A 13962-nucleotide genomic window follows, 5' to 3' on the forward strand; every position below is an offset into this window, starting at 1 on the left:
TTCTTATAGTTTCTTAATTTAAATACCTATTTAAATAGCTTTACCTTATTCTGCCTTCCGCAGACCTTTGATAACAGCATCATACTTGCTTTTGACTCTCTCTATAAGGCCACCTTCCAGGTTACGATGGCTTGGGACAAGGATATCCGCTTCCCTTCCGATTTCCTCTCCTGCAGTGTTTGTTTCATAATCCGGGGCAATCAGTATTCCATCTTTTGAAACACCGATATGCAGATCTTTAACAATGCGTGCCACCATCTCGGTTTCCGGGGTGGCCCTGGCACTTATGGTCATGGCTCTTGATCGGTATTCATTCTTTAGTTCCTCGAGCAGCTCCAGGGTTTCCTTTACCCTGGCCGGATCTCCCTCGCTTTTTAGTATATTGACGGCTTCAGCAAGATCGTCAAATGTAGTGGATCCGACTTCGATAATCTCTCCTGAATAATGCTTTTCTACCTCTTCCTTATATCCCCGGGAAATAACCATTTTGTAAACCGTATCAAGGGTCTGACGTTCTTCCTCGGTGGGATTATAAGCATCTACCATGCGGTAATCTTTGATTCCACACATCTGTGCCAGGGATTCATGCATTGGGGTAAATCCTACAAACCTGCGTCCAAGCCAGCGGTCAAGTCCTTCTTTGCCACTTTGTTGTTTTGAAAGTTCTATCATCTTGTTGCGGATAAGTTCGGGTTTATTGTCCTCAAGACCGAAATAATCTGCAAAAAGAGGGGTGGTGGAGAGTAGTTTTGTCCTGCCTTGGGGAGTGCTTTCAATAAATCCCCGATCTTGTAATTCCCGGATATGATCATATGCCTTGTTGCCGCGCATATCTACAATATCCGATTGTACTACAGGCTGATGATAGGCTATCATGGAAAGGGTGCGTAGCATGGGAGAATTCAGCTCCCGGGGTGCAAAGGGACGGATTATATCAGAATACTTTGATCTGACCTGCATGACATATCTTTCACCCAGGTCCACGATCTCCAGCCCTGCTTCCCTTTCTTCATATTCCCGGATTAGGGTTTCTACAATTTTTGTGACCTGTTTTTTATCTTTGTCAAGTATCTTTTGCAGCTTTTGTATCTCAACTGCACTGCCTGCTGCAAAAAGTGCAGCTTCAACAATTTCCCTGTCGGACATTTTTCAAACCAACCCCTTTCAAACAGGCTGCTCTTTATTTCCATAAGAGTATATATACAATTCTCCGAAGAGTTCATCCTGTCTCAAACAGATTTTCCTCTGGGAAGCCATGAAAAGGAGGGATAGGTAAGTCATTACCCTTTCTGAACGGGAGGGTATAGGATCTGTGATCTCAGTAAAACTGACCTTTTCTTTTCCCTGCAGAATCTCTTCAATTATTTCTTCCAGGTCTTCGACACGCCCCTTTATGTCTTCCTCATGAGCAATACCAAGCACATCTTCAGTGGTAGGCTCCTCTTCCATGTGGAGGACACGTTTTTGTCGCCTCTGGGTCCTTCTGGATTCAACATTTTCTGCCTTTTTCAATTCGTTTATAAGTTCCTGCAGGGTCACAGGTCTTGTAGCAGCGCGGCGAATAGGCAATTTGGGTACGGGGTAGTCTTCTTCATTCTGGAATTCGAGATCATCATCAGGTATATCATCATCGGGTTCTTCATCTTCTTCCTGTATGATACCTGTGGATTTCATTCTGAGGAGAATGGAAGCATAAAGCAGTGTTCTGCCTGAGATCCTGAGATCCATTATCTTCATTTCTTCTATTTTTTCCAGGAATTTATCCGTAATCTCTACAATATCAATATCCCAGGGATTGATACTTTCACTTTTTGCAAGGTTTACGAGGATCTCTACAGGTTCACAGAGCACATCATCTGATAATTCCAGTTCTTCTTCGTCAACACCCAGTTCCTTCAAGGTTTTCAGGAATTCAGGGTCAATACCCTGTCCCATGTTTTCCAGCAACGGGATTTCATCGTTTTTTACCGATGTACTGTTCACCGTATTTTCACACCCGTAATACTTGTGATATTATCCTGCTGCATTGTTACACCTATTGTGCGCTCGGCAGCTTCTATCATCGGTTTTCTCAAAGAGACAACTATGAACTGGGCATTGCTTGCTGCCTTTTTAACACGTCTGGCAACCCTTTCAGCATTTGCTCCGTCAAGGAACATATCGATCTCATCAAAAGCATAGAAAGGTGCGGGACGATATTGCTGGATAGCAAATAAAAATGCAAGGGCAGTGAGACTCTTTTCTCCGCCCGACATCGCTTCCAGTCGCTGCAGGGTTTTGTCCCGGGGCTGGGCTTTGAGGGTCATGCCTCCGGAGAAAGGGTCTTCCTCATTGTCCAGTACAAGTTCCCCGACACCATCGGAAAGCTCATTGAAGATTTCCTTGAATGCATCATTGATGCCATTATAGGTCTCCATGAATGTCTCTTTTTTAAGGTTATCATACTGGTCGATACGATCCAGGATCTGCTCTCTTTCATTGAACAGGATTGCCCTGCGGCTTTTGAGATCAACAATTCTCTGCTCCACTTCCTCATATTCATCGATTGCCCGCATATTCACAGGTTCCAGGGCTTCCATTGCCTTTTCAATCGAAGTTATCCTTGTACGCACGGTTTCGTAACCCGGGACTTCATCAGTCTCTTCAAGGCCGCGACGTGCGATCTCTTCGCGGAGCTGTTCAATTTGTTCCTTCACGGCATCCAGTGTGGCTTCAAGTGCCATTTTCTGGTTCTCTGCCTTCTCATAGCGGCTCTTGACCCTATCAACTTCATCACGTTGGGTTGAGTAGGCCATTTCCTTATTCTCTCTTTCTCCCTGAAGCTCGCGAAGTTCACCTGTGAGTTCTTCTTCACGTTGTTTCTTTTCTTCCAGTTCACTTTCCAGGGAAGTGATCTTATTCTTGAGTTCTTCTATACGCTCTTTTAATGTGCCCTTTTTCTCATCCATCTGGGCGATTTGTTCCCGATTTTGTTCCATTTTCTCGGTTGCGTATTTTTTATCGAGTTCAAGAGCGTTGATCTGTCCGTCGATATCCCTTATTCTTCCGTCCAGGCGGCGCAGTTCCTCATCAAGGGATTCTGCCTGCTTATTGAGCTCGGGAATTTCCGAATCGGCGAGTTTTTCCTCGATCTGCGTTATGTTCTGTTGCAGGGATTGTTCCCTTTCTTCCAGATGCTCTTTCTTCTCAACGGTCTCATTCATCTCCGTTCGCATCTGCTGGCGTTCTTCCTCGATCTGCTTGAGTTCCTCATCTTTGCTATTGAGCAACTTTTCAAGAGTCTCTCCGCGATTACCAATCTCCTCGAATTGCATCTGTTTGCGTGCGATCTCGTTCTCATACTGCTGGATTTCCTTGTTGGTGTTTGAAATATGCCCCTCGGTAGTATCCAGTTTATTGATCGCATTGCTTCTGCGTGATTCCAGTTTGGTAAGTTCTTCGGATATCCTGACAAGTTTATCTTTTTCAGATGCTGCAAATGACAGGCCGGACTTGCGCTGGGAGCCACCGCTCATTGCCCCGCTTTTTTCAACGATCTCACCTTCCAGCGTTACCATACGCAGCCCGCCCATCAGTTTTCGGGCGTTTTCAAGGGTGTCAACAACAAGGGTGTCCCGGAATACATACCAGAAGGCTGCTTCGAACTTCGGGTCAAAATCTATGAGATCAATAGCATACCCGATTACACCTTCCCTGTCGGAGAGGTTTTTGTAGGGCCTGCGTGCTTCCATCTTATTCAGGGGCAGGAAGGTTGCCCTGCCTGATCTCTGGCGTTTCAGGTAAGCAATCGCCCGGGAAGCATCTTCGTCCGTATCCACCACGACAGCCTGCATTCGCCCCCCTGCAGCGATTCCCAGGGCGGTTGAATATTTCTGGTTTACTTTTCCCAGCTCTGCTATGGTGCCATAAATACCGGGCAGGCCATGTTTGTCTTTTTCCTTGATTACCGCGTCTACTGCCCTGGAATACCTGCTTGTGTCCTCTGCTGCCCTCACACGGGCTTCAAGCATTGCATAGTCCTGTTGTTTGCTGCGTATGTCACTTTCCAGATCACTGACAACCTTTTTTATCTGAGAACGATTGCTTTCCAGGTCATCAAGGTCTTTTGTCAACCCTTCTATCTTTTCGTTGAGTTTGTCAATATCATACTGGACGGATTTGGTATCGCTTTCAGAGGACTTGGCCTTCTCCTTTGCCTGCCTGATCTCATCTTCTATTTCTGCTACATCTGAAGATTTGCGACGCAGGGAATCCAGCAGCCTGTCCTCGTTACGCATGAGCTCGTTTTTCTGGGTTTTTAGCTGTTCCAGTTCGTCCTTATTTGCAGAAAGTTCGTCCCTTGTTCGCGCAAATTTTTCATCCACATCGGCGATTTTGCTCTGCAGTAACATCCTCTGGGTACGTTTTTCAGAAATTTCCGATTGCAGGGTTTCCTTCTGGAAACTGTGTTCCTTAATCTTTTCTTCGATGCCATCTACCTTGCCCTTTGATTCATCGATTTCCAGGAAAAACCTGCGTCTTGCGGCATCGATCTCATCGATTTCCTGACCTGCATATTCAATACGATCGCTGCATCCCGAGATTTCTCCACGAATCTCTTCAATTCGCCTTTTTACCTCGATCTGCTCATCTTCGCCCATCTTCTGGATGCGCTGGTTAAGTAAGCGTAATTCTTCTTCCCTTTGTTCCAGGACATCTTTTTTCTGTTTAAGTTCTGAGGAGATTTCTTCCAATTTTTCCTGCTGGGCGTCGTATTCCTGACCGACTCCTTCAAGTTCGGTTTTTGCATCCTTGAGTTTAGAAAGCAGCACGAAACCCTCAAACTTCATCTTTTCTTCCTTGAGGGACTGGTATTTGACAGCCTGGTCACGTTCTCCCTGAAGCTTTTCCTTTTGCTTGTCCACTTCATCTATCAGGATATCTGCCCGTTCAATGCGCTCCCTTACAACTTCAAGTTCATTGAGTGCTCTCTCCTTCTTATTGTCAAACTCTGCTACCCCGGCAATCTCATCTATGATCTTGCGTCGCTCCCCGGCGGTCATTGTGATGATTCTTGTGACGTCTCCCTGCATTACGACATTGTATCCTTCGGGTGTGACCCTTGCCTTTGCAAGATAATTATGTACATCACCAAGACTTACCGATTTGCCGTTGAAGTAGAAATAGCTGTAGTAACCGCTGTCTGTACTACGCACCTTCCGGCTAATCACAACTTCATCGTTGTCAACAGGAAGTTCCCTGTCCTTGTTATCAAAATAGATGGTAACCTGGGCATTGTCCGGATTTTTGCTTTTTTCCCCGTTATATATGAGGTCGGTAAGTTTTTCCGCTCTCAATGTGCGGGAGCTGGACAATCCCAGGACAAAAAGTATACCATCAATTATATTGGATTTTCCACTTCCGTTGGGGCCTGAAATAGTTGTGAAATCATCAAAAAAAGGGATTTTTACTTTTTTCCCGAATGATTTGAAATTCAGAAATTCTATCTTTTTTATATACACGCCAATCCTCTTTGGGCTTTAGAACGATTTCTTCTTCCTGACGATTATTTCAGAATCCTCATCTTTGTTTTCGACAGTTTCGTATTCACATTCACTTTTATTTTCCAGAGGTCCCTTATCACCGGCAATTATGTATTCACAATTCTCGTTCTGGGTTTCTGGCTTGATGGTCTTTTCCACTTTGCGATTCTCACTTTCAGCAACGATGTACTCATCTTTTTCCTCTTCAGAAACCTCATTTTCCTGATTTTTCTCAGAAGGCATCATTTTATCGACATCCCTGATCTGGAAATGCATACGAGGTTTTCTTTTTTGTTCGGGGGAAGACCGGGATCTCTCAGGGGTATCGTTACTGGTTTCTGCAGGTTGGGTTACAGGCTCCTTTTCCTCGTTATAAGCATCCGGACTGGCTGTTTCTTCTTCATATTTGCTCCATGCATCGGACTCCCTTTCACCGGGTTGCTGTTTGTTTGCCTGTTCCATTTCCCGGATACGCGATTTCTGATCCAGGAGTTCCTCAAGGATTCCATTTATGTTTGTAGAAATTTCCTTGACCTGTTGCTCAAGTTCGACCAGCCTCTTGTTTATATCCATATCATTTCTCAATTCTTCCCGCAGTTCTGTTATAATAGAACTCTTGAGGTTTGTTTTGATATCGGATATTTCCTCTTCTTTGTTCCTGATCTGCTTTTCAAGACGTTCAATAATTAAATCTCTCTGCCCGGATTCCATCCAATTCCTCGCAAAACGTTCATTCCCTCAATATGAATATGATTTATTTATTCTTATAAATATTCTATTTAAATTATTCTTATATGCTTTCATTGCGCAATAATGGAAGATATATTTGTCGTGGGATCTTTCTGGACTTCAAATACATTATCAGCCGAATCGATAAGGGTTTCATCGTGGGATACTATCAGTATCTGGCCGACTCCCATGTCCCTCATGAGATCTATTAACTTTAAAAGCTGGTGCACATGTCCCCTGTCCAGGAACACAGTGGGTTCATCCATGATCAGAGGGGGCATTTCATTACGGTATTCCCCGCCGGCCAGTCCTTCTGAAAGCAACCTGTAAATAGCACATCTTAAAACAAGGTTAAAGATCGCCCGCTCTCCACCGCTCAACAATTTGGGTTCCAGTGGAGTCCCATCCTTTTCATAGATGGTAAGCTCATAATCAGTATCCAGCTGTATATGTGAGTAGGCATTATTGGTGTACATAAAGGAAAAGATTTCATTGAGCAATCTGTCCAGTGCATCAATATTGCGTGTACGCAGGTCTGCACGCAATCTCATGTACATATCTTCCAGGCTTTCTACATCACTTTTTACAGCTTTGAGATACTTTTCCCGGTTATTGAATACTTTTAGTTTTTCCTGCAACGCTTTTTTCCTTTTGAGGTTGGTTTCGATTTGCCCTATTTCCTTTAAAAGACCCGTTTTTTGTTTGTTCTTTTCTTCAATATCCCCGATTATTTTTTGATAAGCTTGCTGGAACTCATGCAATTTCTTCTCCAGTTTTTCGATATTTTCCTTGCCAAGTTCGTTTTCAAGTTGCTTTTTATTCCTTTTTTTCTCTGCTATCTGTTCATCAATGAAACGCACATTTTCCTGAATATCCGCAATACCTGTTTTCAGGTGTTGATGATCACTCTGCATTTGTGTATGATCATGTCTTATTTTTATCAGGTATTTTGCACTTTCAAGATTTTCTTTTATTTTATTATGATGCTCAGTGGCAGTGTTTACAGTTTGCTGTATTTCTTTTATTTCATCTTCGGCTCTTTTAATGTCTTTTTCAATTTTCCCTATCCTTTCTGAAAATTCCTGTTTTTTCTTTTCATCCTCCTGGTTTTGTTTCTTCAATTCCTCATTGTAGGAGGTCAGGTTTTCCTGTTTTTGATTTATAAGCAATTGCTTCTGTCTTTTTTCATCGACCTGTTTTTTTATTTTGCCTGCCTCTTTTAAGGTGGCAATTTTCTCTTCAGCCCTTTGTGTATCCTGGGTAAGTTTTCCCAATTGCTCCTCAAGCTCTTTTCTCTGTAATTCTTCCTCCTTTGTATCATTGGCAATGGTCGAGCCCTGCAGGTCCTGTCCACATGTGGGGCAGGCTCCTTTTTCCAGCAGGTTTCTATGTTCTGTGAGTGTTTTTGAGATCTGGTCTAGCCGGGTTCTGACTTCTTTTTCTTTTCCATGGAGATGACGTTGCTTGTTCAAAAGCAGGTCTTCCAATTCCTCCAGATTGTCCAGTTTCCCCTGGTCAAAACCCATTGATTGGGCATTTTCAAGGAGTTTCCCGATCTCGTCTTCCAGCACCGAATACTCCTGGTTGATTTCCTCTATTTCCTTTAACCGACCCTTTTCCTGAGTGGATCTTTTTTTGATTGCTTCTTCCAGTGCACTGAGATTTTGTTTTGTTTCAGTCAGGCCTTTCTGTGAATTTTCCCTTTCCTGTAGTTTCAGGCCCTGTTTGTTTTTTATTTGACTGATTTTTTCATAGGCATCCCGCTCTTCTTTTTCTGTACGGGCAGTGAAATTGTCCACATCTGTGGTTTCGTCAAGTCCGAAATAATCATATAATTCCTGTATTTTGTTTTCAATTTCCAGAATGGATTTGTGGAGCCTGTCTCCCTCCTTCCTTTTACTTTCCAGGGATGTGAGAGCTTCTTTTTTCCGTTTTTCCAGTCCGCTTATTCCCCTGTCCAGTTCATCGATCTGCTTTTGGGTTCTGGTATATTGCTCGATGTGCTGGCGATCCTTTTCGATACGAGTGCTGGTTCTGTCTCGCATCGTCTCCAGATTCGCAACTTCCTGTTGCAATTGCTTCAAATCCGTATTCAACTGATTTTTCCTGGCAACGGGTTTGGTTGCATCGATTGCTTCAATCTCTTCCTGCTGGTCCTTAATCCGGGCATGAGTTTCAGTGATATGTCTCCCCACACCGGTCCTGGCACTTTTTGCCCTCTCCCGGTACTCTTCCAGCCTGCCTATTTGCAAAAGGTCATCTATCATCCTCTGCCTGTCTTTTTTGCGGGCATTGATGAGAACGTCAATATCTCCCTGCCTGATATATACACAGTTCTTATAGGCTTCCTCATCCATGCGCAGCAGATTTCGAATGGACTCATACGTCTGTGTGGCCTGGTTTACAACTACTTCCCCGTCTATCTCCAGATAAGATCTGGTGGTGGAGGCTTTGCCTGTTTCGGGATTGTTGCGAAATTCCTGGATTGCAGCATACTCCTGTCCCTTGTGCTCAAATTCGAGATTAATTGCAGCTTCTTCACATCCCTTGCGCACCAGGTCTGCAAGTACGAAATCTTTTGGTATACCCCTGTGACCGAACAGTCCCACAAAACAGGCTTCAAGAAGGCTGGATTTTCCACTTCCGTTGACTCCCGAAACCACAGTTACCCCATCGTTGAAATCAATCTCGAGATCACTGTAACTGCGTATGTTTTTCACTTTAAGCCGCTTAAATCTCAAAGATAATCCCCCAGATTGTACTGTCGTGGAACCTTTGTTTTCTGTGGTTTTTGCTCAACATCCTTGTCCACTGCATCGGTTTCCTTTTTCTTCTTCCCTGGAGGCCGGGATTTTTTATCTTCTCCCTTTTCAGCGAAAACAGGTTCCTCCTTTTGGGATGGCTCTTCTTTCCGGTTATTTTCAACTTGTTTTTGCCGGTGAATGTTTAAAGGAATTTCCTGGCTGAAATCCGTTTGTTCTATCATCGTTGCTATAGAAGCTTCTGTTTTGTGGTCGATGGTGGTTTTAGGTATGGACAGGTCCCTTATGATTTCATCAATCAACAGGCCTGCATCTGTAAGGTCCATTTTCTTGATTTCTTCCCGGGCAGCAATGTCGGGATCTGAAAATATTATTTCAGTTTGATTTTCAGTCTCGTCAGGGCGATCGTTTCGCAAATCGGATATGCGACTGACCAGTACTCCCTGCTTATCAAGAAATTCTTCTATCTCACTGTAGGCAATATCTACCTGTGAATTGCCTTTTAATTCAATAAAAACGACTTTCTCCTTCACATCATATTCGCGGATCGTATTGAAAATATCACGGTATGCATCATTCTCATCCTTGATGTCCACGGCTATGTGCAAAAATTCTCTCGTATTTATCTGTCGCCTGCCTATATCAATGTCATTTTGTGAAACAGTGATTACATTATAGCCTCTGGGTTCTTCCTCTGCAGCACTGTTCCTTTCTGTGCTTCCACAGTAGGTAACCCATGTATTTTCCACCTTTGTTTTTTCATACTTGTGATAATCCCCGAGCAATATTGCATCCAGTGCACAGGGGAATGAATGGATTACTTCAGCCACATCCCATTCTCCAAAAGGAAATGGTTTCATTAGCTGATGCATTACAAGGATATTATGTGTAGCTTCCTGGGTGGTTTCAAAAACGGAGTAGTCAAAAGACTGTATCTTTGGTCGGGGGATACTGTCTATACCATAAATCGCAATATTGCCTGCCATAAAAGGGCTGTTGCCCAGGCGCCTGACCAGACGCATGTTTTCCAGCAGATCTAACCACTGTGTTTGCTGTTTGCTTTCATGATTACCCACAATTCCCAGCAGGGGGATTTCGGCTACTTTTAATTTAGACATTATCTGAATTGTTTCGAGAATGTCTTCCAGGGTGGGATTGCGGGAATCGAACAGGTCTCCGGCATGAATTACAGCATCGACTTTCATGTTAATGGCATCATCAATTACCTTTTCAAAGGCTTCCAGAAAATCCCGCCGGCGTACATCGCTGTGATATTGCCGATAACCAATATGTGTATCAGCAGTATGTATTAACCTGATTTCTCTATCCATTACAGCATCCCTTTCAACATAATGTCAGCCTCTATTTAAAAAGGCACTGGAGGAAAGTTTTAAATTCTTTTGTTTATTAATATTGCCGCTGGCAGCTTAAAAGGGGAATAAGTCCTGAAGGAGTATGATAATGTCAAATGAAATTATTTTCGGTGGGGTTGAAAGGGTACCAGATGTACGTATGCTTTATGATATGGCTGAAGTTGTTTATGACAAAAAATGGCTTGAAGGAAGGGAAAATGAAGAGCTCTATTATATGTACAGGGACCTTTCCCAAAACCCTGGCGATCTTGATAAAATAAAATCACATAACCTCAGGTATGATATCACAATAATACCTCCGGCAATGTTGGGAGTGGAATATGTAAAAACAGCCGGTCATTATCATCCGCAGGTGCCGGGCAGCAATCTTTCCTATGCAGAGGTTTATCAGGTACATGAAGGCAGTGCCACCTATCTTCTCCAGAAAGTTAATGATGGTAAGGTTGAGGATGTTGTGGTTGTGGAAGCCAGCGCAATGGACGTGGTGGTTGTGCCTCCCGGGTACGGTCATATTACAATCAATGCATCGGATTCAACCCTCAAAATGGCCAACTGGGTATGTCGTGATTTTTCCTCGGTGTATGAGCCTGTAAGAAACAAAAAAGGCGGTGCCTATTATTTACTTGAAGATGGTTTTATAAAGAATTCTGCATACTCTAAGGTGCCTGAAATACGTCATGTTAAACCTATGGATGTGCCTGAATTCGGCCTTTTCAGGAAAGAGGATATGTACGGATTGGTTGAAGATCTTTCCCGGCTGGAATTCCTGACAGTGCCTGAAAAGTATACTGATATTTTCAGTCAGGTTATCAATGAGTAAACATATAAGCGATTGTGTATATTTTCCATAAAAACGATTTAAGGGTGTATCAATGCAGGATAAACGTGGTGTTGTGCAGTTCACGTCTTCAAAGATCGAAGACCTTATGTTCAGGACCACACTGGACTTAAAAAGTATGGAGGGGGATATAATTGTCAACCTCTCCATTGCTGATGCGGATGATATTGTCGATGTACTGGAGTTTTTGAAGCTTACTTCCAACAGCGGCCTTTCAGTAAGTCCTTTCTTAAAGGTCCTGGAAAGCGGAGACGTCATAGGTGATCTAACCATACCGGAGGGGAAGGTAGGCATCGCTACAATGTGTAGTATGACCATAGACGGGGTCTTGCTAAAATCGGGAATTATGACAAATCCCAAATTCGGGGGAGTTGTGCAGATACGCAATGGTCTGCCCGTAAGGTTTACTGATGTCCTGACCTATACCAGCACCACAATCGATCCTCTAGAAGTGCTCATGTCGCAGGACATTACTTCTGTAACCCGAATGCTTCAGACCGGTTCGGGTAAGATTCTTGCAAACTTAAGGGAAGTCCATCTTGCAAAAAGGGATGAGATCAACAGTGTTCTTTCGGGAATGATGGATATTGGGATTAATGGTATCCTGGAGGTAGGAGATCCCAACAGCCGTGTACTGGATGTTCCTGTGGAACGTGATCATCTTGGTGTGGTGGTTATTGGCGGCACCAACCCGATGGCTATTATGAAAGAACAGGGAATCAATATCCGCACCAATGCAATGTCTACACTGATGGATATCAATTCCATGGACAAAATCGAGGACTATTTCTAACTTTAGTTTTTCTGGAATTGGCTTCCTATTATTTCATCCAGCTTATTGAGGAACTCGTTTCTGCCCGTTGCAGGTATTGTCGCTCCTGCTGCAATGTCATGCCCTCCTCCTGCGCCGTTCACGGAGCCGGCAGCATCTGACATTGCCTGTGATAGGTTGAGTCCCTTCCTGATAAGGTCCTGTGTTCCCCGTGCGGATACTTTCACACCATCATCTGAATCCGCAAAGGCAATTATAGGCTTGTCCCGTCTCCCTGCAGAAGTAATACTCATACCGGCGATAATTCCTACAATCGTTTCTTTGATCTTGTTTCCTGCATCAAAATATTGTATGTGGTCCAGTTGTGTAATGCCATTTTCTTTCACAAGTTTTAGGCCGTTGACAAGATTTTGCCTGTGTTCTCCAAGAAGCTTCTTTGCATCCTCGTAAGCCTTTCCCCGTTCTCCCATGCATACGGCCAGTCCGGTCTCTGCATGGTCATAGCGTGCGGTGGCATTGAGCAGTGTGGAAAATTCGGAAGCATCCCGCATTTCCGTTCCTTCACGTTCATTGAGCAGGACATAAACTTCCCCGATCAATCTCTCAACCTTAAAGGGTTGAAGCCCGGATTTGATACAATGTTGCATGACCCCGGATATTATTCTCTGTTTTTCTGCAGATTCAAGATCAATCCAGCGTCTCCATCGTTCATCGCCCCCAAACCGGATATTCATGTCATGGAGAAAGCCTATGCATGCATCCTCGTCACCTGACAGGCCCGGCAGGAATGGATCAGAAGAAAATTGGAGCAGTTTATAGACCGGGCGGGTTTGTTTGCCAAAAAGGGTGATATCTTTTTCATAACTCAGATGGCCGTTTTTCACTCCTTCTTCAAGTAGCAGGCGGTTAACACCTGTCAAATGCCCTTTTTTGAGGTGTTGCATGTCTCCGATAGCACCAACCATGGCTATGTCAACCAGATCTTTATTCTGGCCAATCTCATTTGCAAGGATGTAGGTTGTTCCGGAGCCGCTTAATTGATATGATCCGTTAGCACCGAAAAGATGGGGATTGAGGTGATATTTCCCTTCTCCGCGAGGCTGGTGATGATCTGAAACTATTGCATTGATACCATTTGCATTTATGCTGTCCAGCATGCCGCTTCCCAGATCTGTGAAGATTGCAAGTTGCGGATTTATGTTTGCGATGTCTTCTATGATATTGTCATCCAGCTGTTTTACAAACCTCATTTCATAATTGATACCTGCACGTTGCAGGGCTTTACATATTATTCCGGCAGAAGTCAGGCCGTCTGCGTCAATGTGGGATACTACATATACAGATTCGTGTTTCTGTATTTCTGTATTACATTCTCTTGCATGTTCTTTCATTGATCTGAGTACTTTTTCTATATGTCATTCCCCCGTGTGCATCCATTTATTTTGCTTGACCCATTTTTCAGGTTCGATATGATATGCGTCACCCTTTCTTTCAAGCTTTGAATAAAGTTTAATTTCATCAATTGTGTATTTCAGTTCTCCTGATTCGTATTTTTCCTCGATGTCTTTCCAGGGGATTATATAGGCTTGTCGGGATTTCCCGGATCCCTGTCGTAATTCAACAACCAGAAAACCTGCCCTCCCGGACCTTCTCAGGTATTCCGATATGCGTATTACCTGATGTGCCCCATTTTTGTCTATGGTGAAATGCTGGCTGAAATAAAGTGCATTGGCCCCCTTTTCAGTTGAAATACTCTTGCACTCTATCCCTAAATAAAAGTCCGGGTTCAAAGAATCTACCATCACATCCAAAAACTGGGGTGTGAAACGATGTTGTTTAATGCGGTGGGCTATCGCTTTTATATTGCAATTCTCAAAATAATCATTGAAAGACTGCACAAGTTTCCTTTCGAATTCTGTCATAACAGCTCTTTACCACCTTTTCTGATACATTCCATCGGTATTAT

10 protein-coding genes are annotated in these 13962 nt (G+C 43.6%); 2 read left to right on the forward strand and 8 right to left on the reverse strand.

Annotation, left to right across the window (positions count from 1 at the left end):
• Positions 1-45 precede the first annotated feature (45 nt).
• The 6 genes from scpB to BKM01_RS00760 form a co-directional block, all read right to left on the reverse strand.
• Positions 46-1146, reverse strand: a complete 1101-nt coding sequence (gene scpB / locus BKM01_RS00735; protein ID WP_072360766.1) for an SMC-Scp complex subunit ScpB — start codon at positions 1144-1146, stop codon at positions 46-48.
• Between the two features lie 18 nt (positions 1147-1164).
• A complete protein-coding gene (locus BKM01_RS00740) occupies positions 1165-1983 on the reverse strand; it encodes a segregation and condensation protein A (RefSeq protein ID WP_072360764.1) in 819 nt (272 codons plus the stop codon).
• Positions 1980-5501, reverse strand: coding sequence for a chromosome segregation protein SMC (gene smc, locus BKM01_RS00745; RefSeq protein WP_072360762.1), 3522 nt, complete (start codon positions 5499-5501; stop codon positions 1980-1982). Before smc ends, BKM01_RS00740 begins: the two co-directional genes overlap by 4 nt.
• A gap of 18 nt (positions 5502-5519) precedes the next feature.
• A complete protein-coding gene (locus BKM01_RS00750; RefSeq protein ID WP_072360761.1) occupies positions 5520-6233 on the reverse strand; it encodes a DUF7518 family protein in 714 nt (237 codons plus the stop codon).
• 89 nt (positions 6234-6322) lie between these two features.
• A complete protein-coding gene (locus BKM01_RS00755; protein ID WP_072360759.1) occupies positions 6323-8992 on the reverse strand; it encodes an AAA family ATPase in 2670 nt (889 codons plus the stop codon).
• A complete protein-coding gene (locus BKM01_RS00760) occupies positions 8989-10344 on the reverse strand; it encodes a metallophosphoesterase family protein (protein ID WP_072360757.1) in 1356 nt (451 codons plus the stop codon). The genes BKM01_RS00755 and BKM01_RS00760 overlap by 4 nt, the downstream gene beginning before the upstream one ends.
• Positions 10345-10474: 130 nt before the next feature.
• On the opposite strand from BKM01_RS00760, the gene BKM01_RS00765 reads away from it, so the two are divergent.
• Complete coding sequence (locus tag BKM01_RS00765; protein WP_072360755.1) at positions 10475-11206, forward strand: glucose-6-phosphate isomerase family protein; 732 nt, start codon at positions 10475-10477, stop codon at positions 11204-11206.
• Positions 11207-11258: 52 nt separating this feature from the next.
• A complete protein-coding gene (locus BKM01_RS00770) occupies positions 11259-12017 on the forward strand; it encodes a DUF128 domain-containing protein (RefSeq protein WP_072360753.1) in 759 nt (252 codons plus the stop codon).
• 2 nt (positions 12018-12019) lie between these two features.
• Here the strand turns inward: BKM01_RS00770 and BKM01_RS00775 are convergent, their stop codons facing one another.
• Together BKM01_RS00775 and BKM01_RS00780 are read right to left on the reverse strand one after the other, a co-directional pair.
• A complete protein-coding gene (locus BKM01_RS00775; RefSeq protein ID WP_072360751.1) occupies positions 12020-13387 on the reverse strand; it encodes a single-stranded-DNA-specific exonuclease RecJ in 1368 nt (455 codons plus the stop codon).
• A gap of 24 nt (positions 13388-13411) precedes the next feature.
• Positions 13412-13918, reverse strand: a complete 507-nt coding sequence (locus BKM01_RS00780; RefSeq protein ID WP_072360749.1) for a hypothetical protein — start codon at positions 13916-13918, stop codon at positions 13412-13414.
• Positions 13919-13962: the final 44 nt, after the last annotated feature.

Source organism: Methanohalophilus portucalensis (assembly GCF_002761295.1).
GTDB classification, from domain to species: domain Archaea; phylum Halobacteriota; class Methanosarcinia; order Methanosarcinales; family Methanosarcinaceae; genus Methanohalophilus; species Methanohalophilus portucalensis.